The sequence below is a fragment of the Arthrobacter sp. sptzw32 genome, assembly GCF_059089735.1.
On sequence record NZ_JBNHEZ010000003.1, the window covers coordinates 1 to 22,402 of the forward strand.

Below are 22,402 nucleotides of genomic sequence, written 5' to 3' on the forward strand. Positions count from 1 at the left end.
ATGGAGAACTTCTTCGGCCACCTCAAGGAAGAACTCTTCCACCGCGTCCGGTTCCTGAGCACCGAGGCCCTGGCAACGGCGCTGAACGAGTACATCCGCTGGTACAACAACGAAAGAATCTCCACAAAGCTCAAGGGCCTGAGCCCGGTGCAATACCGGGCCCAGGCCCTCGCGGCCTAGAATCCCACTTAGCCAGTCCAACCTCAGGGGACCAGTTCATAAGGCATGAAAATCGGCAACGCTCTCTCAATTTTTTTGAGGATAGTGAGAGAGCGCTGACCAAAAAGCGGCATTAAGTGAGAGAGCGTGCCGGTTAGCCCGCGTACTCCCGCACGCCGGCCAGCTCGGCTTCCAGTGCAGCCAGCTGGCGTTCGACGGCGGCCGGCGCGGTTCCGCCCTGGGAGTTGCGGCTGTTGAGGGAACCCTCGGTGGAGAGGACCGTGCGGACCTCCGGCGTGAGGTGCCCGGAGATGGCGGCGTATTCCTGGTCCGTCAGGTCCCACAGCTCCACGCCGCGGGATTCCGCCTGCTTTACGGCCGCGCCGGAGAGTTCGTGCGCCTCCCGGAACGGCACGCCCTGGCGCACCAGCCATTCAGCAATGTCCGTTGCCAGCGCGAAGCCCTGCGGTGCCAGCGACTCCATCCGTTCGGTGTTGAACGTCAGGGTGGCGATCATGCCGGAGACGGCCGGAAGCAGCAGCTCCAGGGTGTCGGCGGCGTCGAACACCGGTTCCTTGTCCTCCTGCAGGTCGCGGTTGTACGCCAGCGGCAGACCCTTCAGCGTGGCCAGCAGACCGGTCAGGTTGCCGATCAGGCGCCCTGCCTTGCCGCGGGCCAGCTCCGCCACGTCCGGGTTCTTCTTCTGCGGCATGATGGACGAGCCCGTGGAGTAGGAATCGTGCAGCGTGACGAAGGAGAACTCCTTGGTGGCCCAGAGGATGACTTCCTCCGACACCCGCGAAAGGTCCACACCGATCATGGAACACACCCAGGCGAACTCGGCGAAGACATCGCGGGAGGCGGTGCCGTCAATCGAGTTGTGCGACGCGGAGAAGAAGCCCAGGTCCGCGGCAACGGCTTCCGGGTCCAGCCCCAGGGAGGACCCGGCGAGGGCACCCGAACCATACGGCGAAACGCCTGCCCGCTTGTCCCAGTCCTGGAGCCGCTGCACATCGCGCAGGAGCGCCCAGGCATGGGCCAGCAGGTGGTGGCTGAGCAGCACCGGCTGGGCGTGCTGCAAGTGGGTGCGGCCCGGCATGGCCACGCCGTGGTGGGCCTTGGCCTGCCCCACCAGGGCATCCACTGTGTCCAGCACGCCGCGGGCGATGATGCGGGCGTGGTCGCGCAGGAACATCCGCCCCAACGTGGCCACCTGGTCGTTGCGGGACCGGCCGGCGCGAAGCTTTCCGCCCAGCCGCGGTCCGGCGCGCTCGATCAGGCCGCGTTCAAGCGAGCCGTGCACGTCCTCGTCGGATTCGGCCGGCACGTAGGCGCCGGATGCGACGTCCCCGTCCAGCTGGGTGAGGGCATCAAGCATGCCCTCAAGTTCGACATCGTCCAGCAGCCCGGCCTTGTGCAGCACGCGTGCGTGGGCCTTGGAGCCGGCGATGTCGTATCGGGCCAGCCGCCAGTCAAAGTGCGTTGACTTGCTCAGCGCCGCCAGGGCATCTGCCGGGCCGCCGGCGAACCGGCCGCCCCACAGTGCGCCTGCGTTGGTCGCCTCAACCTTGGGCTCAGCCATCGAGTCTTACTTTCCCGCGACGCGGATGTCGCGGCCGGAGGCGACCTTGGCGGACATGCCCCACAGTTCGATGAAGCCGCGGGCCATGGACTGGTCGAACGTGTCGCCGGTGTCGTAGGTGGCCAGGTTGAAGTCGTAGAGCGAGGTGTCGGAGCGGCGGCCGTTGACGATGGCCTGGCCGCCGTGCAGGGTCATGCGGATGTCGCCGGACACGTACTTCTGGGTGTCCTCGATGAAGGCGTCGAGGGAGCGCTTGAGCGGGGAGAACCACTGTCCGTCGTACACCAGCTCTGACCAGCGCTGCCCAACGGTGGCCTTGAAGCGGGCCTGCTCGCGCTCAACAGTGATGTCTTCGAGGTGCTTGTGGGCGGTGATCAGGGCCATGGCACCGGGCGCCTCGTAGATTTCACGGGACTTGATGCCCACCAGGCGGTCTTCGACGACGTCAATCCGGCCCACGCCCTGCGCGCCGGCACGGCGGTTGAGCTCCTTGATGGCCTGCAGCGGGGTGACCTTCACGCCGTCGATCGCTACCGGAACGCCGGCTTCGAAGGAGATGATGACCTCATCCGGTGCCGGCGGGAACTCCGGGGTGGCGGTGTAGTCGTAGATGTCCTTGGTGGGGGCGTTCCAGATGTCCTCGAGGTAGCCCGTCTCCACCGCGCGTCCCCAGACGTTCTGGTCAATGGAGTACGGGTTCTTCTTGGTGGTTTCGATCGGCAGGCCCTTTTCCTCGGCGAAGGCGATGGCCTTGTCGCGGGTGAGGGCGAGGTCGCGGACGGGGGCGATGCACTTCAGGTCCGGGCCGAGGGTCTGGATGCCGACCTCGAAGCGGACCTGGTCGTTGCCCTTGCCGGTGCAGCCGTGGGCGACGGTGGTGGCACCGAATTCGCGGGCGGCCTTCACCAGGTGCTTGACGATGACCGGACGGGAGATGGCGGACACCAGCGGGTAGTGGCCCTGGTAGAGGCCGTTGGCCTTCAGCGTGGGCATGCAGTACTCGTTGGCGAATTCGTCGGAGGCGTCGGCCACGTAGGCTTCGACGGCGCCGCAGCCCAGGGCACGCTGGCGGATGGTCTCCAGGGACTCGCCGCCCTGTCCGACGTCGACGGCCACGGCGATGACCTCGGCACCGGTGGCTTCACCGATCCAGCCGATGGCTACTGATGTGTCCAGGCCGCCGGAGTAGGCCAGCACGATGCGTTCAGTCACTTCAAATGCTCCTTGTAATTGGGGGTGTAGATGTTGTCTTCAAGCTTATTGCCCGGCTTCTTCAGCCAGTTGCAGGAATCTGGCAGCGAGGTCCTGCCCGCCCTGCGGGTCCCGGGAGACCAGCAGCACAGTGTCATCCCCGGCGATGGTCCCCAGGATGGAGGGCATCACCGAGTGGTCAATGGCCAACGCCAGGAAGTTGGCTGCGCCGGGCGGGGTGCGGAGGACTGCGATGTTGGCCGACGCTTCCGCGGTGACCAGGAGTTCGCTGCACAGCCGCGCCAGCCGCGCGTCCAGGATTTCCTGGCTCACTCCGCTCTTGGCCGCCCGCTCGCCGCCTTCCCCGGGGACGGCGTACACCAGCACGCCCTCCCTGCCCCGTACCCTGACTGCGCCGAGTTCCACGAGGTCCCTGGACAGCGTCGCCTGGGTGACCTGCACGCCGTCGTCCGCCAGCAATGCTGCCAGCTCGGCCTGGGAACGCACCGATTCACCGGTCAGGATGGCGGTGATGCGAGCCTGGCGGGCTGTTTTAGTGGCGGGGCTGGAGCCCGGCGATGCCGGCTGGGCGGACACTAGAACGTGCTCTCCCCGCTGCCTTCGACCGGAGACAGGCCTTCAACGAATGCCAAACCCGACTGGTGCATCAGCCAGGCCATCAGGGCCTTCTGGGCGTGCAGCCGGTTTTCGGCCTCGTCCCAGACGATGGACTGCGGCCCGTCGATCACGCCCGCCGAAATTTCGTAGCCGCGGTAGGCGGGCAGGCAGTGAAGCACGACGGCGTCTTCCGCCGCGTGTGCCATCGCTGCCTCGTCTACGGAGTACTCGCGGAAAAGCTGCAGCCGGGCCTCCTTCTCGGCTTCCTGGCCCATGGAAACCCATGTGTCTGTTGCCACGACGTCGGCACCCTTCAACGCGGCGGCGGCATCAGTGGTGACCAGCACCGAACCGCCAGTTTCTGCGGCGCGTTCCTCGGCTTCAGCCACAATGTGCGCTGCCGGCAGGTAGCCCTCAGGACCGGCAATGCGTACGTGCATGCCCGCGGTGACGCCTGCCAGCAGGTAGGAGTTGGCCATATTGTTGGCGGCGTCCCCCAGGTAACTCATGGTGAGGCCCTTGAGTTCGCCCTTGTGCTCCCTGACGGCCAGCAGGTCCGCGAGCAACTGGCACGGGTGGTAGTCATCGCACAAAGCGTTAATGACGGGGACCTTGGAGTTCCCGGCCATCGCCACGAGGCCGGCATGCGGGCCGGTGCGCCAGACGATGGTGGACACCATGCGTTCGAGGACCTTGGCGGTGTCCTCCACGGATTCCTTGTGCCCGATCTGCGCTTCGCCCGGATTGATGATGAGGGCGTTGCCGCCCATGTCGGCGATGCCGGTGGCGAAGGAGACGCGGGTCCTGGTGGAGGTCTTATCGAAGATGACGGCCACGGTTTTGCGGCCATTGCCGCCGGCGGCGAAGGGCTGGACGCTGTACGGCTCCGCTTTCATGCGGACGGCGAGGTCCAGGACCTCGGCCTGTTCTGCCGGGCTGAGGTCTGTGTCCTTGAGGAAGTGCCGGGTGGCGCGGGTGGCTGACGTCACTGGGTGTCCTTAGCTGCTTGGAGGATGGCCGGGAAGGCGGCGAGGAAGGAGTCCGCCTGGGCGATGGTGAGGACCAGCGGCGGCGCCAGTCGGATGGTGCGGGGCCCCGGGCTGTTGACGATGAAGCCCGCGTCCAGGCCCGCCTGGACCACTGCCGGGGCGACGTCGGCGTCCAGGTCGAAACCGATAAGCAGGCCTTCTCCCCGGACGTCCGTGACGCCGGGAATGGCCTCCACCGCGGAGCGCAGGTGCTCCCCAACCTTTTCCACATTCGCCAGCACGTCCTGGCTTTCGATCGCGTGCAAGGTGGCGAGGGCCGCTGCGGTGGCCACCGGGTTGCCGCCAAACGTGGTGCCGTGCTGGCCTGCGGTCAGCAACGACGACGTCTGCTCACCGAACGTGACCAGGGCACCGATTGGGAACCCGCCGCCCAGGCCCTTTGCCAGGGTGACGGCGTCCGGCTCTATGCCGGCGTCCTCGCTGGCAAGCCACTTGCCGGTGCGGCCGATGCCGGTCTGCACTTCGTCCAGGATCAGCAGCGCGCCCGCTTTGGTTGTCAGCTCCCGGGCTGCCCGGAGATACCCGGCCGGCAGGGGGCGGACGCCGGCTTCACCCTGGATGGGCTCGAGGAACACTGCTGCCACGGTATTGTCCACTGCGGCTTCAAGGGCCGTGATGTCGCCGAACGGAAGGTGCACCACACCGCCGGGCAGGGGTTCGAACGGTGCCCGGTACGCTTCTTTGGCCGTCAGGGCCAGTGCGCCCATGGTGCGGCCATGGAAGGCACCTTCGAGGGCGATGATTTTGGTTCTGGGCGCATCTTTGGAGCCGGCGTTGCGGCGGGCCAGCTTGAAGGCGGCCTCGTTGGCTTCCGTTCCGGAGTTGGTGAAAAACACCTTGGAACCGGAAGGCGCGTTGGTGAGGGCCAGGAGCTTCTCAGCCAGCGCAATCTGGGTGGGGCTCGTGAAGAAGTTGGATACGTGGCCCAAAGTGGCAAGCTGGCTGGAGATGACCGACGTAACGAACGGGTTGGCGTGGCCCAGCGCGTTGACGGCGATGCCGCCGAGCAGGTCAAGGTACTCCTTGCCGTCCGCGTCCCAGACCAGGCAGCCGGCACCGCGGACCAGGACCCGCTGAGGAGTGCCGAACACGCCCATCAGGGAGGTGGAGTACCGGGCCAGCCACTCGGACCCGGCGTGGCCTGCAGTCTCAACGAGCTCCGCCACCGGGGTTTGCTGGGTTTCGTTCATGCGTTTACTTCCTCGTCCGGAACAACCTGGGTGCCGATGCCCGCCGTCGTGAAGGTTTCCAGCAGCATGGAGTGGGCGAGGCGCCCGTCCACGATGTGGGCACGTTCCACCCCGCCGTCGATCGCTTTGAGGCAGGCTTCCATCTTCGGGATCATGCCCGACTCAAGCGCGGGCAGGAGCTCCCGCAGGTCCGATGCCTTCAAGGAGGAGATCAGCGAGGACTTGTCGGGCCAGTTGGCGTAAAGGCCCTCGACGTCGGTGAGGATCACGAGTTTGGAGGCACCCAGGGCCTCGGCCAGGGCGGCCGCGGCGGTGTCCGCGTTGACGTTGAGCACCTGCCCGGTGGTCTGGACCCGGCCGTCGGCAGGCAGCCCGTCGCTCTCGATCTCCGGAGCGACCGTTGAGATCACCGGAATCCGGCCGGCAGCGAGGATGTCCAGGACGCCTTCGGGGTTTACTCCCACCACTTCGCCAACGAGGCCCAGATCGACTTCTTCGCCGTCCACCACAGTGCCGGTGCGGACCGCCCGCAGCAGGCCGCCGTCTTCACCGGACATGCCCACCGCGTAGGGGCCGTGGGAGTTGATGAGCCCCACGAGCTCGCGTCCCACCTGGCCGGTGAGGACCATCCGCACCACGTCCATGGCTTCCGGAGTGGTGACGCGCAGTCCGCCTTTGAACTCGGACTCGATACCCAGCCGGGCAAGCATGGAGTTGATCTGCGGTCCGCCGCCGTGGACCACCACGGGGTGGACACCCACGTGGTGCAGGAAAACGATGTCCTCTGCGAAGGCACGGCGCAGCTCATCGTTGACCATGGCGTTGCCGCCGTACTTGATCACCATGGTGGTGCCGGCAAAACGCTGGATCCAAGGCAGCGCTTCGATCAGCGTGCCGGCCTTGCTTTGGGCGTCAAGCATGGTGGTGTTCTCGCGGGTACGGGTGTTCATGGGCAGGATCTCCAGGGTTGCCGGGCTGCTGGGCGGTTCAGCTTGAGTAGGCGCTGTTCTCATGCACGTAGTCGTGGGTGAGGTCGTTGGTCCAAATGGTGGCCTCGGCGTTGCCGGCCTGCAGGTCGATTTCCACCAGGACCTCGCGCGGTTCCAGGTCCACCAGTCCACGGTCATCCCCGATGCTGCCGTTCCGGCAGATCTGGACGCCGTTCATGGCTACGTTCAGCTGGTCGGGTTCGAAAGCGGCGTCCGTGGTGCCTACAGCGGAGAGCACCCGGCCCCAGTTCGGGTCCTTGCCGAAGATGGCGGCCTTAAAAAGGTTGGACCGGGCCACGGAGCGGGACACTGTTTCGGCGTCCGCTTCGCTGGCCGCGTTGAAGGTGCGGATGGCGATGTCGTGGCTGGCACCTTCGGCGTCGGCAATGAGTTTGCGCGCCAGTTCCGCGCAGACCTGGGTGAGGCCGGCGCCGAAGGCCTCGGCGGACGGCACGGCCCCGGAGGCGCCGGAGGCGAGCAGGACCACTGTGTCATTGGTGGACATGCAGCCATCGGAGTCCGCGCGGTCAAAGGTGACGCGGGTGGAATCGCGGAGGACGACGTCGAGTAATTCCGCTTCCACCGCGGCATCCGTGGTGAGGACCACCAGCATCGTGGCGAGTCCGGGCGCCAGCATGCCGGCCCCCTTGGCGATGCCGCCGATGCTGAACTCCTGGCCGTCTGCGTCGGTGCCGATAAACAGCGCCGCCTTCGGAACCGAGTCGGTGGTCATAATGGCGGTGCCTGCGTCCGGTCCACCGCCAGTGCTGAGGGCAGCCGCGGCAGCCTCCACGCCGGGAAGGATCTTGTCCATGGGCAACTGCTCGCCGATCAGGCCGGTGGAGCAGACAAACACGTCAGTAGCCGAAAGGCCCAGCACTTCGGCCACTTTTTCGGCCGTGCTATGGGTGTTCTGGAAGCCGGTGGGCCCGGTGCAGGCGTTGGCTCCGCCGGAGTTCAGGACCACGGCGTCCACCCGGCCGTCCGATACCACCTGGCGGGACCAGTGGACGGGCGCCGCTGCAACCCGGTTGCTGGTGAAGACGGCGGCAGCGGACTTGGACGGGCCGTCATTGACCACCAGGGCGAGGTCGGGCTTGCCGGAGGTCTTGAGTCCGGCGGTAACGCCGGCGGCCCGGAAGCCACGGGGTGCGGTAATGGTCACGGGGCTACTCCCTGCAGGCCAAGCCCGGCGGTTTCCGCCAGGCCGAGGGCAATGTTCATGGACTGGACGGCACCGCCGGCGGTGCCCTTGGTGAGGTTGTCTATGGCGCAGGTGACGATCACGCGGCCGGAATGGGAGTCAAAGGCCAGCTGCATGGCTGCGTGGTTTGATCCCTGGACAGACTTGGTGGCGGGCCACTGCCCGTCCGGAAGCACGTGCACGAAGGGTTCGTCGCCGTACGCATCGGTCCACGCCTGGCGGAGCTGTTCGGCAGTGGTACCCGGTTTCACCTTCGCCGTAGCCGTGGTGAGAATGCCGCGGCTCATCGGTGCGAGGGTGGGCGTGAACGACACTGTCACCTGCTCCCCTGCTGCGTTGGAGAGGCCCTGCTCGATTTCGGGCGTGTGCCGGTGGCCGCCGCCTACGCCGTAGGGGCTCATTGAGCCCATCACCTCGGAGCCAATTAGGTTGACCTTCGCTGCCTTGCCCGCACCTGAGGTGCCGGAGGCGGAAACAATCACGACGTCGTCGGGCTGGAGGAGGCCGGCAGCGAACCCGGGCGTCAGGGCCAGCAGGGCCGACGTCGGGTAGCAGCCGGGCACGGCGATCCGGCTGGCGCCCTTGAGGGCTTCACGCTGGCCGGGCAGTTCGGGCAGGCCGTAGGGCCAGGTTCCGGCGTGGGCTGAGCCGTAGAATTTTTCCCATGCCGCCGGGTCCTCCAGGCGGTGGTCCGCACCGGCGTCGATTACCACTGTTCCTTCCGGAAGCCGGGCAGCAATCTCTGCGGAGGCCCCGTGCGGCAGCGCGAGGAACACGACGTCGTGGCCCGAAAGGTTTTCCACGGTGGTGTCCTCAAGGATGCGGCCGGCCAGCCCGTGCAGGTGGGGCTGCAGCTCGCCCAGGCGTGAACCGGCGTTGCTGTGCGCGGTGATCGCTCCGATGGTCACGTCCGGATGGCCCGCGAGCAGGCGGAGCACTTCTCCGCCCGCGTAGCCGCTGGCCCCGGAAACTGCAACAGAAATAGTCATGGCTTCGACTATACAGCAATACTTATGCACGACGGCCGATAATTATGCATGCTTTGCTTCCTGGCCTGCTGGTATCCCTAGGATGGTCACAGCAGCTGGAGCCCGGAAGTTCCGGGCCTGGGAAGGGGAGCAATGACGCACGCAATCGTCGCACGGCAGGCAGGCGGACCGGAAGTCCTCGTTTACGAAGAAGTGGAAGCTCCCGCTCCCGGTCCCGGACAACTGCTGATCCAGGTGGCTGCAGCAGGCGTCAACTTTATTGACACCTACAAACGCGGCGGGGTTTACGAGGTCCCGTATCCGTTTACCCCGGGCTCGGAAGCCGCGGGAAAGGTTGTGGGCGTGGGCCCTGGGGTAACGGCGTTCGCGGAAGGGGACCGGGTGGCTACGGCCGAGGGCGCAGACTGCTATGCCGGCTATGCGCTGGTCGACGAGGATAAGGCCTTGTCTGTGCCGGAAGGACTGGACGATGCCACCGCCGCCGCCCTCCCCCTGCAGGGCCTGACCGCACATTACCTGGTCAACTCCACCTTCAAGGTTGAAGCCGGCCAGGACGTCCTGCTGCACGCCGGCGCAGGCGGGGTGGGGCTGCTGCTCATCCAGCTCCTCAAGGCCAAGGGTGCGCGGGTCATCACCACGGTCTCCACCGACGAGAAGGAAGCCCTCGCACTTGACGCCGGGGCGGACCACGTCCTGCGGTATGACGGTTTTAGTACGGCCGTGCGGGACCTCACCGACGGCAAGGGAGTGGACGTTGTTTATGACGGCGTTGGCAAGGACACCTTTGACGGTTCCCTTAACGCCCTTCGGGTGCGGGGGACTCTGGTTCTGTTCGGCGCAGCCTCCGGCCCCGTTCCGCCTGTGGACCCGCAGCGGCTGAACGCAGGCGGTTCGCTGTTCCTCACCAGACCCACCATGGCGCACTACCTGCAGGACGCGGCGGAACGGCGCTGGCGCTCGGACGAGATCTTCGCCGCCGCCGCGAACGGCAGCCTCAAGGTCCGGATCGGCGCATCGTATCCGCTCGCGGAGGCCGGTCAGGCGCACCGCGACCTCGAAGGCCGCCGCACCACCGGAAAGGTCATCCTGGTTCCGTAACGGCAGCTTCCGGGCCCGGGGCGCAACTTGAGCGGGTATAAAGTTCGCCGGGCCCGTGTTGAACAACGTCGGACCAACGGGTGGACAGCCGGCAAATTTGGTCACTTTCTGTTCACCTTGTCCCGGCACACTGCTCTGGTGACCGAGCAACAAAGCAGCAGCCTTGCAACAGACGGCATCCCGGGGCTCCTCCCCCGCTACGAGGCGCAGCTTGCCGGGTCCGCCGCGACTCCCCCCGCGAGGACGCTTGTTGACATCCTCCAGGACACCGCGGACCGCTACCCGGATGCCTCCGCCCTTGACGACGGCCGGGAATCCCTGAGCTACGCCCAATTGCTCGCGGCGGTCCGCTCGGCCGGACGGGAGATGCACCTTGCCGGGCTCGGGGCCGGCGACAGGATCGGCGTTCGCGTCCCGTCCGGCACCAACAGGCTGTACATTTCCATCCTGGCCATCCTGCTCATTGGCGCTGCCTATGTTCCCGTGGACGCGGATGATCCCGAGGAACGGGCCAGGCTGGTATTCGCTGAAGCGCGTGTCGCCGCCGTCGTGACTGAAAGCGGAGTGACGCTCAACGGCACCCTGCCCTCGCCCTTTCCCTCCCCCCGGACAGCAGAGGTTGATGACGACGCCTGGGTAATCTTCACGTCCGGCTCCACGGGAACGCCCAAGGGCGTCGCCGTCCGGCACCGTTCAGCAGCCGCCTTCGTGGACGCCGAGGCCCGGATATTCCTCGCCCCAGAGCCCCTTGGAACGTCAGACCGGGTGCTTGCAGGCTTGTCAGTGGCTTTTGATGCCTCGTGCGAGGAGATGTGGCTGGCGTGGCGGCACGGCGCCTGCCTGGTCCCGGCTCCGCGGGCATTGGTCCGCACCGGCATGGACTTGGGCCCCTGGCTCATTAGCCACGGCATCACCGTTGTGTCCACCGTCCCCACCCTGGCTGCCCTGTGGCCCGCCGAAGCATTGGAAAACGTCCGGTTGCTGATCTTTGGCGGCGAAGCCTGCCCCCTGGAACTGGCTGAACGGCTGGCCGTTGACGGCCGGGAAGTCTGGAATACCTACGGCCCCACCGAGGCCACCGTTGTGGCCTGCGCTGCCCCCTTGGGCGGACGGGGACCAGCGCGGATCGGGCTTCCCCTGGACGGCTGGGATCTGGCGGTAGTGGACGGCCAAGGCGTTCCGGTCCCGGAAGGAGCCGTAGGTGAACTCATCATCGGCGGAGTAGGGCTTGCCCGTTACCTGGACGCGGCCAAGGACGCCGAAAAGTATGCGCCCTTCCCGGCACTCGGCTGGCAGCGCGCCTACCGCTCGGGTGACCTTGTCCGCTACGAAGCCGAGGGACTCGTCTTCATGGGCCGCGCCGACGAGCAGGTCAAACTGGGCGGACGCCGCATTGAACTTGGCGAAGTGGATGCCGCATTGCAGGCCCTGCCCGGGATCGCCGGTGCTGCGGCCGCCGTCCGTACGACGGCGGCCGGGAACCAGATCCTGGTGGGGTACCTTGCGCCCGCCGGGGCTGCGAAACCGGACCTTACCGCCGCCCGCCAAGCCCTTGCTGCCACCCTTCCCGCCGCCTTGGTTCCGCTGTTGACCGTCGTCGGCTCCCTGCCAACCAAGACCAGCGGCAAGGTGGACCGGAACGCCCTGCCCTGGCCGCTTGCAGGTTCCGGCGCCGATGACGCAGCCGCTGCCCCGCTTAACCTCCCCGATGACGCCCGCTGGATTGTCGAGCAGTGGGGCGCCGTCCTCGGCATCAAGGCGACCAGCCTCGACGCAGACTTTTTTGCCGCCGGCGGCGGGTCCCTGGCCGCAGCCCAACTCGTTTCCGCGCTCCGGGTCCGCTACCCCACCATCACTGTGGCAGACATCTACGCCACGCCCAGGGTCGGGGCCCTCATCGATGCTGCCCGCCAGTCCATGCCGAAGGGAGCTGCGGCCGGCCCCGCCGAGGCGCGCATCGTCCGGCCTACCGCCCGCAAGTCCCAGGTTTTCCAGACTCTGATGGGAGTGCCGTTGCATATCCTCGTGAGCATGCGGTGGCTGACCTACCTGATGGCAGGCAACAACGTCCTCGCCGGGCTGGCCGGTTTCAGCGGCGCGGTAACAGTGTCCTGGTGGTGGGTTGGTGCGTCCTGGCTGGTGTTCGTCAGTCCTGCCGGACGCATGGGCTTGTCCGTGGCCGCGGCCCGTCTCCTGCTCCGTAAGGTTGAGCCCGGGACTTACCCCAGGTCCGGCAAAGTCCATCTGCGGTTGTGGCTGGCTGAGCAGATCCAGGGCCTTGCGGGGGCGATAAGTCTGGCAAGCGCACCCTGGGTGCCCTATTACGCGCGCGCTCTGGGTGCGAAGATCGGCAGTAACGTGCACCTGCACTCACTGCCGCCGGTCACCGGCTTCCTCTCGCTGGGCAACGGGGCAAACGTAGAGCCCGAGGTGGACCTTTCGGGATGGTGGATCGACGGCGACGACGTGCACATCGGAGCCATCCGCATCGGGGCAGGTGCCACGATAGGTGCCCGCAGCACGCTGATGCCCGGCGCCAGCATCGGGGCAGGCGGGCAGGTGGAGCCCGGCTCGGCAGTTCTGGGCAAGGTCAAGGCGGGCCAGGTTGTGGCCGGTTCCCCGGCAGAACGCAGGGGCAAAGCTAAGCAGAACTGGCCCGCCCAGCCGCCCACCAGTCCAGGACTTGAGCGGCTCTGGCTTACCGCGTTCTCCGCCGCCAGCACCCTGCTGGCCATGATTCCCTACCTTTCCGCGGGAGCTGCCTGCCTGGTGGTGTTCTCGTTCATCAGAGGCAACAGTTCGCTGTCGGAGGCGTGGATTCCCCTGCTGGTTTCCTTGCCTCTTGCCGCCCTTGCCTGGTTCGCTGCCAACCTGCTCCTGATCCTGGGCACCACCCGCCTGCTGGGCTTGGGCCTGCGCGAGGGCTACTACCGTGTCCGGAGCCGGATCGGCTGGCAGGTCTGGGCTACGGAACGCGTGCTGGATCTGGCCCGCGACCTGCTGTTTCCCATCTATGCCAGCCTGTTTACACCTGTCTGGCTCCGGCTGCTGGGCGCAAAGGTCGGAAAGAACGTGGAAGCTTCCACCGTGCTGCTGCTTCCCAAAATGACCACGGTGGGCGAGGGCGCGTTCCTGGCCGACGACACCATGGTGGCCTCTTACGAGCTTGGCGGCGGCTGGTTGAGGATCGCACCCGCCAAGATTGGCAAGCGGTCATTCCTCGGCAACTCGGGAATGACCGGAGCGGGCCGCAATGTTCCAAAGAACTCGCTGGTGGCCGTACTCTCGGCGACGCCGTCCAAAGCCAAGTCCGGAACATCCTGGCTGGGAAGCCCTCCCGTCCGTTTGCGGCGCACCGCTGTCGCGTCAGACAACTCGCGCACCTACCAGCCGCCGCGGAGGCTGAAAATCGCCCGGGCGCTATGGGAAAGCTGCCGTTTCGTTCCCGTGGTGCTGACAGTGGGACTCGCCGCCGCGGTCCTGCTGGCCTTTGACTGGTTGGCCTCGGCCGGTGGTTATGCGCTGGCTGCCTTGCTTGGGGGTTTGGTGATGCTCCTGGCAGGAGCAGTGGCAGCCGGCAGCGCCGTTGCGGCCAAGTGGCTGCTCATCGGCCGGATCAGGGCCGGTGAACATCCCCTGTGGACTTCTTTCATCTGGCGCAACGAAGTGGTGGACACGTTCATCGAGATGGTCAGCGCGCCCTGGTTCGCCCGTGCCGCCACCGGCACACCGGCCCTTGTCTGGTGGCTGCGCGCCCTTGGGGCCAAAATCGGTTCCGGAACATGGTGCGAGAGCTATTGGCTGCCGGAGGCTGATCTCGTTACCTTGGGTGCGAACTCCACCGTCAACCGGGGCTGCGTGGTTCAAACCCACCTTTTCCACGACCGGATCATGAGCATTGGCCCTGTTACGCTCGAAGACGGCGCAACGATGGGACCACATGGTGTCATCCTTCCGCAGGCGCGGATAGGCTCCGGTGGAACAGTTGGTCCCGCATCGCTGGTGATGCGTGGGGAGACAGTACCGGCGGGAACCTACTGGATGGGCAACCCTGTCAGCCCGTGGGCCGGGCCGGCCCTGCCGCCGGCGAAATAAGGCGCTCCGGCATCACCTGCAGCAACACTTCTCCGTCCAACAACAGTAGTAGCGAAGGCCCCTCCCCGATGAGCTCGCCAGAAACAGTGCGCGGAACCTCCACCCGCGGGTACGGACCCGCCCTGGACTCAGGCCCCTATGCTGCCCACCATGGCACCGGCGCCTATAGTGTGCACCGGTACGAGCTGGAACTGGATTACAGGCTTGCGAGCAACCGGCTGAACGGCAGGGCCCTGCTACACGCCGTAGCCAACCGCGCTGCTTCGGCCGTTGTGCTTGACCTGGCCGGGCTTCGGGCAGTCAAAGTGCAGTTCAACGGCCGCCGGGTGCGCCGCTTTTCCCAGCGCGCCGAACAACTGGTGGTGCATCTGGAGGCCGCCCTCGTTACCGGCGAAGGCTTCACCGTGGACGTCCGCTATGAGGGCAATCCTGCTCCCCGCCGCGGCCTTTGGGGCGAGGTGGGCTGGGAAGAATTGACTGACGGTGTACTGGTCGCAGGACAACCCAACGGCGCCCCTTCCTGGTTCCCCTGCAATGACCAACCCCGGGACAAGGCCAGCTACCGCATCTCCGTCACGACGGACACTGGCTACCGGGCCGTCTGTAACGGCGTGCTGGTCAACAACACACGCGGGTCCAGCAGGGAGACCTGGACGTACGAGCAGAAAGAGCCAATGGCCACCTATCTGGCCACGGTGCAAATCGGCAGGTACGAATCCGTGGTCCTTGACGACGGATCTGCCGGCGGCGTGGTCCAGACCGCCGCGGTGCCCCCGTCCCTCGCCGACGCAGCAGGGGCCGCGCTGGGACGGCAGCGTGACATGATGGCGACATTCGTCCGGCGGTTCGGCCCGTACCCCTTCCCGAGATACACCGTGGTGATCGCTGATGACGTACTGGAGATCCCGCTCGAAGCCCAATCGCTGTCGATCTTCGGACGGAACCATATGGGCTTCGATTGGGAATCCCAGCGGCTTATCGCCCATGAGCTTTCGCACCAGTGGTTCGGCAACTCGCTGACTGTGGCAGGCTGGCATGACATTTGGCTTCACGAGGGTTTTGCCTGCTACGCGGAGTGGATCTGGTCTGAGGAGGCCGGCGTCCTGGGCGCCCAGGAGAGGGCAGCGTCAGCCTGGCATGTGCTGGCCCAAGCGGAACAGGACCTGCTGATCGGAGATCCCGGCCCCGCCCTGATGTTTGACGACCGCGTCTACAAGCGGGGTGCGCTGGCACTGCACGCGCTCCGGCGCCATTGCGGGGACCTGGCCTTCTTCACACTGCTGCAGGAGTGGACCAGGACCCACTCCCACGGATCGGTTACAACAGCCGACTTCGTGCTCGCGGCGAACCGCGTGACGGGCATCGACGCCGAGGCGGTGCTTCATCCCTGGCTCTTCGAATTGGCGCTTCCGCCGCTGCCGGCCTAGCAGAATCCGGCTTGGCAAAACCCGGCCCAGCAGAATCCGGCCACGCTAACTGAGCCGGCCGAGCGCTACGGCAGCAACGAGCGAGGCCGGCAGGCCTGTTGCGGCAGGCGGCAGGTCGGTCAGCCCCGGCTTGTCCAGGACAGCCACCTCACGGGGATCCCTCCGGAGTCCATCGCCGGTCATTTTGAGCCAGGCCTCTTTCCGGGTCCACAGCCGCGCCCTTTCGCGGAGGAGGGCTGATCCGTGGAGACCGGCAAGGGCGGGCTTTTCTACATCCGCCAGGGCCACGGCGTCGAAGCCCACGAAGTCAAGCCGTTCCGGATCCTCGGCGTCGGCACCCAGCCTTTCCCCCGCCGCCGGTGAGTGGAGGGCCGCCAACAGAACCCAGTCCCCGGCACGGGCCATGCTCAGCAGCAGGGGCAGCGACCGGCCGTGATGCGTAAAACCCGGGCGGCCATGGGACAGGTCAGGTCCGGACCCGCATCGCGGACAGGAGTACGCTGCCGTCAGTTGAGCGGCGGGGATCTCGAGTATATTGCCCGCAAAGCGGCGCAGGGCCGCCCTGCCGGCCAGGAAGCGGGCGGCGGCACCGGGTTCCATGGCTGCTGCCCGCAACGCCTCTGCCCGCCCGGGAATCACTCCATCCCCGGGACCGGTGCCTGCCTGCGGACAGCGAAGATCAGCAGACACATTCGCTGCCCGCAGCACGAGCCTGGAGTCCATATGGCCCGGTGTGCCGCCTAGCGCTGGACCGCGCCGAAGCGCCCGGCCGCCGCTGCCACTGCGGCTTCCCGTGCAGCTGATGCCTCATCCGCTGTCAACGTGCGGTCAGCCGCGCGGAAGCGGAGCCCGAAAGCGAGGGACTTCTTGCCTTCTTCGATCCCTTTGCCGGTGTAGACATCGAAAAGCGCAACGTCCTCCAACAGCTCACCGGCGCCTTCCCGGAGTGCTGCCAGTACGTCCTCGGCCGGAACGCCGGCAGGCACCACAAGCGCCACGTCCTGGGTGGCAACCGGGAACGAGGAAATGTGGCGCGCCACGATGACGTCCGCCGCGGCGTTGAACAGGGCGTCGCCGTTGAGTTCCAGGGCAACGGAGCGGGCAGGCATGTCAGAGGCTGCAAGGAGCTTGGGGTGCAGCTCTCCGGCGTAACCCACCACTTCGCCTGAGCGCAGGGACAGCTGCGCCGCACGGCCCGGGTGGAATGCCTGGTGGCTGCCCTGGCTGACCACAACTTCCACGCCCAGGACATCCCCGGCAAGGCGGGCTACGTCCAGGGCGTCCGCCCAGTCCCATACCCGCGGCGCGTGCGCCGCGGCGGCCGGGGAATCGTGCCCGGTGAGGACCACGGCAAGGTGGAACGGTTGGGCGGGGACGCCGTCGTACAGTCCATCCAGCACTCCATCGGCCGGCTTGACACCCAGGGGCGGGATGGAGTCTGTCCCCATCCGCTCCGCCGGCAGGAACACCAGGCCCGACTCGAAGATGGCGAGGTCGCGGAAACCGCGTGAGTGGTTGCGCTTGGCCACGTCAATGAGACCCGGCAGGATGGAGGTGCGCAGGAAGCCCTGCTCCTCGCTGATGGGGTTTGCCAGCTTGACCGCTGTCCGCCCTGCTCCCTGTTCCGGCACGCCAAAGGTGTCGTTGGCGGCCTTGGACACAAAGGGATAAGACAGCACTTCGGTGAGCCCGGCGTCAGCCAGCGCCTGGATGAGGCGCCGGCGCTGCTGCTGCACGCGGGTCAGGCCGCGCCCGGGAGGCGCCACCGGCAAGGTGGCGGGAATCCGGTCGTAACCCACAAGCCGGGCGATCTCCTCGGAAAGATCCTCCTTGGTCTCCAGGTCATGCCGCCAGCTCGGGGCAGTAACGCTCCACCCGCCGTCGTTCTTCACCACGGTGGCGCCAAGGTCCTCAAGGGAAGTAACAATCTGCTCTTCGGTGAAATCGATGCCGATCCGGGCGGCAGCGAAGTCCGCGGGCAGTGCGATCGTGACGGGGTCCGGGGCGGTGCCGACGTCGGTTCCCGCCTCGTCAGCCGTGCCACCCGCCAGATCCACCAGGAGGTCCACTACCCGCTGCGCGGCGATGCCGGCCACCTGCCAGTCCACGCCGCGCTCGAAACGCTTGGAGGCCTCGGACGGCAGCTTGTGCCGGCGGCGCGAGCGGGCAATGGAAACCTCATCGAAGTGCGCGGCCTCGACAAGGATGTTCGACGTCGAATCGCCCACCTCGGTGGCCGCCCCGCCCATCACGCCGGCGATGCCAACCGGCCCGGAAGCGTCGGTGATCAGGAGGTCCTCGGCGTCGAGCGTCCGTTCCTTGTCATCCAAGGTGGTGATCTTCTCGCCCGCCAGGGCCCGGCGCACCACGATGTCCCCGGACAGTTTGTCCAGGTCATAGCAGTGCGTGGGCTGGCCGAGTTCCAGCATCACGTAGTTGGAAATGTCCACCGGCAGTGAGATGGAGCGGATGCCGGCCAGCCGGAGCCGGGAGGTCATCCACGGTGGTGTGCGCCTGGTGGCGTCCACACCACGGATGGTGCGGGCCACGAACCGGTCGCAGCCCGGCTTGCCGTAGATCGGGGCGTCGTCGTTGATTTTGACGCCATAGCCGCCCGCGAGCGCCGCGGGAGCGCTGACCCGCGAGGCGGGATCGGTGAAGGCGGTCCCGGTGGCGTGCGCGTACTCGCGTGCCACGCCGCGGATGGAGAAGGCGTAGCCGCGGTCCGGGGTGACGTTGATTTCCGCCGCCTGGTCGTAGAGGCCCAGGAGCTCCATGGCGTCGGTGCCGATTTCGGGATCCAGCCCAATGCGGGACAGCACCAGGATGCCGTCATGGTCCTCGCCGATGCCGAGTTCGCGGACCGAGGCGATCATGCCGGCGGAAAGGTGGCCATAGGTCTTGCGGGCAGAGATGTGGAAATCGCCGGGGAGAACCGCGCCCGGAAGCGTGACCACTACCTTGTCGCCCTCAACGAAGTTGTGGGCGCCGCAGATGATGCCCTGCACGCCGGACGGGTCGATGCCCTTGCCTGTCAGGGTCTGCTCCTGACCCTCGGGGACAACACGGACCTGGCACCAGTTGATGGTTTTGCCGTTCGTCTGCGGTTCCTTGACCAGGCTCAGCACCTGGCCCACCACGATGGGGCCCTGGAGGGTGTCCGTGGGGCGGTGGACGTCCTCCTCCTCAAAGCCGACCTTGACGAGCTCGGCCATAACGTCTTCGGCCGTTGCTCCGGCCGGTACCTCTGCGAATTCACGCAGCCATGACATTGGGATACGCACTGTTAGATCTCCATCCCGAAGTGCTCGCTGAAACGTACATCGCCTTCGATCATGTCGCGCATGTCCCCCACCTCGTTGCGGAACATCAGGGTGCGTTCAATACCCATGCCGAAGGCAAAACCTGAGTAGATCTCCGGGTCGATGCCTGCGGCACGGAGCACGTTGGGGTTGACCATGCCGCAGCCGCCCCACTCGATCCAGCGCGGGCCGCCCTTGGCACCGGGATGCCAGATGTCCAGTTCCGCGGATGGCTCCGTGAACGGGAAGTAGTTGGGGCGCAGCCGGATCTGGGCTTCGTCGCCAAACATTTGCCGGGCAAAGTGCTCAAGGGTGCCGCGCAGGTCAGCCATGCTGAGCTTCTTGTCGATGGCCAGGCCCTCGAACTGGTGGAACACCGGCGTGTGCGTGGCGTCCAGCTCGTCCGTGCGGAATACCTTGCCTGGGCACAGGACGTAGATGGGCAGCTCGCGTTCCAGCATGGAGCGGACCTGCACCGGAGAAGTGTGGGTGCGCATCAGGAGGTGGGCCTCGGGCGGTTCCACAAAGAAGGTGTCCTGCATCTCGCGCGCCGGGTGGTCCGGTTTGAAGTTCAGTGCATCGAAGTTGAACCATTCAGATTCGACTTCCGGCCCCTCGGCGATCTCCCAGCCCATGCCCACAAAGATGTCCGCAACGCGGTCCTGGAGGGTGGACAGGGGGTGGCGGGCACCGGCACGGCGACGGCGGGGTGCGGCAGTGACGTCAACGGTCTCCTCGAGCAGGATCCGGGCGTCGTTTTCCGCTTCCAGTTCTGCCGTGCGGTCGGCGAGCGCCTTGTTGACGCGTCCGCGGGACGCGCCCATGAGCTTGCCGGCGACGGCCTTCTGGTCCTTGGGCAGCTTTCCGATTTCGCGGTTGGCGAGGCTGAGCGGCGACTTCTCACCGGTGTGCGCGAGCCTCACCGCCTTGAGCCCGTCAAGGGTGGCCGCGCCGGCAATGGCGGCGATGGCCTGGTCTACAGCGGCAGTGATGGCGGCTTCATCCGTGGGGTTCGGGATGGCGGCGTCCGGCAAAGTTTCAGTCATCTACTGTTCTTAGCTACGAGTCGTGGCTGCCGGCGGCGGCGCGGCCGGCGCGGTTTCCCCGCGGCGCGTCCGTCACTGGCAGGTCATGGATGAATGACCTGAATACTCGTGCAAGTATCAGTTCATTCAATGACCGGGTCAGGGCGCACCGGAAGATCCGGCGGCCACTGCCCTCCAGTCTAATTGAACCCCCGGCTACCATGTCCTCATGACACCACGGTTGGCCCCTGAATCCCGGGCGCCCCTGACAGTCAGCCAGCGGCTGCGGCTGGCCGCCAACGCGGTTAATGGCAGCACTGCCCTGGGCCTTGCCGTGGCTGCGGCGGCGCGGACGGAAGTCAGCAGGGGCCCGCGCGGGCTGTTCATCGCGGCAGGATACCGGTGGCGTCTGCCGTTCGCCGGCGCTTTCACCCTCGGGAACGTGGTTCTGTGCCGCGGCACTGCTTCTGACCTGCTCTCCCGGCCGGCGCTGCTGGGACACGAGGAGAAACACTGCTCCCAGTACGCGTGGTGCCTTGGGGTTCCTTTCCTTCCGCTGTATCTCCTCGCCGCCGCCTGGTCGGTGGTTCGGACCGGCAATCCGGGCACGGGCAATGTCTTTGAACGCCGCGCCGGGTTGGCCGCCGGCGGTTATCCTCCGCCCTCGAACCGCCGCTCCCGCCGCCCTTCCACGATGGAGGCGTGAGGCTCGGGCGCGGAAGCCGGCGGCGGTGCTTGACTTAAGTTCGAACATATATTCGAATGGAGGTCATGAGATGGGATGCCCAAGCACTGATACCGGCGCCGGTGGAAGCGGGTGCGGCGGCCCCTGCGCTGCTTCCACTCGCGGGCCTGGTCAGGTCCGTGACGACTCCCGATTTCGCCGGCATCACCTTCCACGAGGTCACTTCCAAGTCCTTGCTCAACAGAGTCCCGGCCGGTTCACGGATGCCTTTCGAGTGGACCATCAACCCCTACCGCGGCTGCAGCCACGCCTGCGTCTACTGCTTTGCCAGGAAGACGCACACCTACCTCGATTTCGACGCCGGGCTGGACTTTGACAGCCAGGTGGTGGTGAAAGTCAACGCTGCCGAGGTCCTTCGCAAAGAGCTGGCCAAACCGTCCTGGACACGCCAGCAGGTGGCCCTGGGCACCAACACGGACCCGTACCAGCGCGCCGAGGGACGTTATCGGTTGATGCCCGGGATCATCAACGCCCTCGCTGAATCCGGCACTCCCCTTTCCATCCTGACTAAAGGAACGCTGCTGGCTCGGGACATCCCCCTGCTGAAGAGCGCGGCCACCCAAGTGCCTGTGGGGCTTGGCATCTCCCTGGCCATGACCGACGAAGCCCTGTCCGAGTCCGTGGAGCCGGGAACGCCTGGGCCGCGGGCACGGCTGAAGCTGGTATCGAGGCTTCGCGAAGCCGGGCTGCCCTGCGGGGTCATGGCCATGCCCATCCTGCCGTGGCTCTCGGACAGCGACGAAGCCCTGGATTCTCTTTTCGCCTCCCTCGCAGCCGCCGGAGCTACCGGGGTCACTGCCGGTGCGCTGTACCTGAAGCCGGGGACCAGGGAATGGTTTATGAAGTGGATCGCAACAAACCATCCCGTACTCGCCGGCCGCTACCGGCGCCTTTACGGAACCGGTTCCTATGCCTCCAAGGAGTACCGCACCTGGCTCGCAGGAAAAGTCCGCTACTTCAAGGCGCGGCACGGTTTTTCCCACTCGTCCGGCTTCAGCCACCGGGAGCTGGACGATCCCCGTGGTGAGGAGGCGGAGTACCCCGCAGGCGTCATCCCATCCATGGCGGCGGGAACGCCGCAGCCAGGGTCCGGACAGCCAGGATCCAGCGCTTCGGTGAGCCCGTCAGGGGCAGCGGACCAGGCGACGCTTTTCTAAGAGCGCGTTGATCCTGCCGGAATCGCCGCTACGGTGAGCAGGGCCCGGACAATCGGCAAATCGGCTGGAATCCACGGAAGCCCCAGGACTTCCTTCGGGTTATCCAGTGACACCCACCGGAGTTCATCATGGTCCTCGAGGGGCTGGGGCTCGCCGCCGGCGATTTCCGCGAACCATACCCGCATGCTGGCCTGGTCATTCAAGGGCCATCCATGAGGGGCTTCGGCCGGAAGCTCTGCGCCCAGCCGGACGCTGATTCCCAGTTCCTCGGCCAACTCCCGGCACAGCGCCGGCTCCGGTTCCTCGCCCGGTTCCACCTTGCCGCCCGGGAACTCCCAGAGGCCGGCGAGCTTTTCCGGCGCGCTGCGGCGGGCCACAAGCAGCTTGGAGGGCTCCCGGAGGCGGTCCACCACAGCGCCGCCCACCACCTGTATCAGTCCAGTCACCGCTTCATTGTATGGGGGACAATGGAGGTACCCGGGCACTCTTTCCCCGTCCCGGGAATACCTGCATGCCCGAAGGAGTTTTCATGGGGGTCCAGGACTACATCAGCCCCATTGCCGTGGCTGCACACCTACCTCC

Annotated in this window: 18 protein-coding genes; 6 read left to right on the top strand and 12 right to left on the bottom strand. The window is 66.5% G+C overall.

All coding sequences use genetic code 11. The annotated features are described in order from the left end of the window. The coding region (locus AC5RVN_RS06540) for an IS3 family transposase (protein WP_494137437.1) at positions 1-180 on the top strand (180 nt) is incomplete at its 5' end. A 133-nt stretch (positions 181-313) separates the two neighbouring features. Here AC5RVN_RS06540 and argH read toward each other — a convergent pair. Genes argH through argC form a run of 8 tightly spaced genes read right to left on the bottom strand, consistent with a single transcriptional unit; the run spans position 314 to position 8,971 of the window. After that, positions 314-1,741 (bottom strand): argininosuccinate lyase, encoded by a 1,428-nt coding sequence (argH, locus tag AC5RVN_RS06545; RefSeq protein WP_494137438.1) that lies wholly within the window; start codon positions 1,739-1,741, stop codon positions 314-316. Positions 1,742-1,747: 6 nt separating this feature from the next. Next, positions 1,748-2,953 (bottom strand): argininosuccinate synthase, encoded by a 1,206-nt coding sequence (locus tag AC5RVN_RS06550; RefSeq protein ID WP_494040804.1) that lies wholly within the window; start codon positions 2,951-2,953, stop codon positions 1,748-1,750. A gap of 45 nt (positions 2,954-2,998) precedes the next feature. Then, positions 2,999-3,529, bottom strand: a complete 531-nt coding sequence (locus AC5RVN_RS06555; protein WP_494040805.1) for an arginine repressor — start codon at positions 3,527-3,529, stop codon at positions 2,999-3,001. Next, positions 3,529-4,539 carry an ornithine carbamoyltransferase gene (gene argF, locus AC5RVN_RS06560; protein WP_494137439.1) on the bottom strand — a complete coding sequence of 337 codons (1,011 nt, stop codon included), beginning with the start codon at positions 4,537-4,539 and terminating at the stop codon, positions 3,529-3,531. Before argF ends, AC5RVN_RS06555 begins: the two co-directional genes overlap by 1 nt. Then, on the bottom strand, positions 4,536-5,789 hold the full coding sequence (locus tag AC5RVN_RS06565) for an acetylornithine transaminase (RefSeq protein ID WP_494040807.1): 1,254 nt from the start codon (positions 5,787-5,789) through the stop codon (positions 4,536-4,538). Before AC5RVN_RS06565 ends, argF begins: the two co-directional genes overlap by 4 nt. Then, on the bottom strand, positions 5,786-6,739 hold the full coding sequence (gene argB / locus AC5RVN_RS06570) for an acetylglutamate kinase (RefSeq protein WP_494137700.1): 954 nt from the start codon (positions 6,737-6,739) through the stop codon (positions 5,786-5,788). Before argB ends, AC5RVN_RS06565 begins: the two co-directional genes overlap by 4 nt. Positions 6,740-6,776: 37 nt before the next feature. After that, a complete protein-coding gene (gene argJ, locus AC5RVN_RS06575) occupies positions 6,777-7,943 on the bottom strand; it encodes a bifunctional glutamate N-acetyltransferase/amino-acid acetyltransferase ArgJ (RefSeq protein ID WP_494040808.1) in 1,167 nt (388 codons plus the stop codon). Further along, a complete protein-coding gene (argC, locus tag AC5RVN_RS06580) occupies positions 7,940-8,971 on the bottom strand; it encodes an N-acetyl-gamma-glutamyl-phosphate reductase (protein WP_494137440.1) in 1,032 nt (343 codons plus the stop codon). The genes argJ and argC overlap by 4 nt, the downstream gene beginning before the upstream one ends. Positions 8,972-9,103: 132 nt before the next feature. Between argC and AC5RVN_RS06585 the strand changes: the two genes are divergently transcribed. The 3 genes from AC5RVN_RS06585 to AC5RVN_RS06595 all read left to right on the top strand — a co-directional run bounded on the left by AC5RVN_RS06585 (position 9,104) and on the right by AC5RVN_RS06595 (position 15,591). Further along, positions 9,104-10,069: a quinone oxidoreductase family protein gene (locus tag AC5RVN_RS06585; protein ID WP_494137441.1), complete on the top strand. Its 966-nt coding sequence runs from the start codon at positions 9,104-9,106 to the stop codon at positions 10,067-10,069. Between the two features lie 177 nt (positions 10,070-10,246). Then, entirely contained in the window at positions 10,247-14,164 is a 3,918-nt protein-coding gene (locus AC5RVN_RS06590; RefSeq protein WP_494137701.1) for a Pls/PosA family non-ribosomal peptide synthetase, read from the top strand. A 68-nt stretch (positions 14,165-14,232) separates the two neighbouring features. After that, on the top strand, positions 14,233-15,591 hold the full coding sequence (locus AC5RVN_RS06595; RefSeq protein ID WP_494137442.1) for a M1 family metallopeptidase: 1,359 nt from the start codon (positions 14,233-14,235) through the stop codon (positions 15,589-15,591). A gap of 45 nt (positions 15,592-15,636) precedes the next feature. Here AC5RVN_RS06595 and AC5RVN_RS06600 read toward each other — a convergent pair whose 3' ends face one another. The 3 genes from AC5RVN_RS06600 to pheS are packed head-to-tail and all read right to left on the bottom strand — an operon-like array spanning position 15,637 to position 19,939. After that, positions 15,637-16,314 carry a 4'-phosphopantetheinyl transferase family protein gene (locus AC5RVN_RS06600; protein WP_494137443.1) on the bottom strand — a complete coding sequence of 226 codons (678 nt, stop codon included), beginning with the start codon at positions 16,312-16,314 and terminating at the stop codon, positions 15,637-15,639. 17 nt (positions 16,315-16,331) lie between these two features. Next, positions 16,332-18,875: a phenylalanine--tRNA ligase subunit beta gene (gene pheT / locus AC5RVN_RS06605; protein ID WP_494137444.1), complete on the bottom strand. Its 2,544-nt coding sequence runs from the start codon at positions 18,873-18,875 to the stop codon at positions 16,332-16,334. 2 nt (positions 18,876-18,877) lie between these two features. After that, complete coding sequence (pheS, locus tag AC5RVN_RS06610; protein ID WP_494040814.1) at positions 18,878-19,939, bottom strand: phenylalanine--tRNA ligase subunit alpha; 1,062 nt, start codon at positions 19,937-19,939, stop codon at positions 18,878-18,880. A gap of 208 nt (positions 19,940-20,147) precedes the next feature. On the opposite strand from pheS, the gene AC5RVN_RS06615 reads away from it, so the two are divergent. Both AC5RVN_RS06615 and AC5RVN_RS06620 read left to right on the top strand, forming a co-directional pair. Beyond that, a complete protein-coding gene (locus AC5RVN_RS06615) occupies positions 20,148-20,624 on the top strand; it encodes a hypothetical protein (RefSeq protein WP_494040815.1) in 477 nt (158 codons plus the stop codon). A 65-nt stretch (positions 20,625-20,689) separates the two neighbouring features. Beyond that, positions 20,690-21,820 carry an Rv2578c family radical SAM protein gene (locus tag AC5RVN_RS06620; RefSeq protein WP_494040816.1) on the top strand — a complete coding sequence of 377 codons (1,131 nt, stop codon included), beginning with the start codon at positions 20,690-20,692 and terminating at the stop codon, positions 21,818-21,820. Here the strand turns inward: AC5RVN_RS06620 and AC5RVN_RS06625 are convergent. After that, positions 21,817-22,266, bottom strand: coding sequence for a (deoxy)nucleoside triphosphate pyrophosphohydrolase (locus tag AC5RVN_RS06625; protein WP_494040817.1), 450 nt, complete (start codon positions 22,264-22,266; stop codon positions 21,817-21,819). The two genes, AC5RVN_RS06620 and AC5RVN_RS06625, sit on opposite strands and share 4 nt — an antisense overlap. Positions 22,267-22,402 lie beyond the last annotated feature (136 nt).

Coding starts and splice junctions, on each gene's coding strand:
- argH (WP_494137438.1), bottom strand. CDS start 1,741: ATGGCTGAGCCCAAGGTTGAGGCGACCAACGCAGGCGCACTGTGGGGC.
- AC5RVN_RS06615 (WP_494040815.1), top strand. CDS start 20,148: ATGACACCACGGTTGGCCCCTGAATCCCGGGCGCCCCTGACAGTCAGC.
- argB (WP_494137700.1), bottom strand. CDS start 6,739: ATGAACACCCGTACCCGCGAGAACACCACCATGCTTGACGCCCAAAGC.
- AC5RVN_RS06620 (WP_494040816.1), top strand. CDS start 20,690: ATGAGATGGGATGCCCAAGCACTGATACCGGCGCCGGTGGAAGCGGGT.
- pheS (WP_494040814.1), bottom strand. CDS start 19,939: ATGACTGAAACTTTGCCGGACGCCGCCATCCCGAACCCCACGGATGAA.
- AC5RVN_RS06565 (WP_494040807.1), bottom strand. CDS start 5,789: ATGAACGAAACCCAGCAAACCCCGGTGGCGGAGCTCGTTGAGACTGCA.
- argC (WP_494137440.1), bottom strand. CDS start 8,971: ATGACTATTTCTGTTGCAGTTTCCGGGGCCAGCGGCTACGCGGGCGGA.
- AC5RVN_RS06595 (WP_494137442.1), top strand. CDS start 14,233: ATGAGCTCGCCAGAAACAGTGCGCGGAACCTCCACCCGCGGGTACGGA.
- AC5RVN_RS06600 (WP_494137443.1), bottom strand. CDS start 16,314: ATGGACTCCAGGCTCGTGCTGCGGGCAGCGAATGTGTCTGCTGATCTT.
- AC5RVN_RS06585 (WP_494137441.1), top strand. CDS start 9,104: ATGACGCACGCAATCGTCGCACGGCAGGCAGGCGGACCGGAAGTCCTC.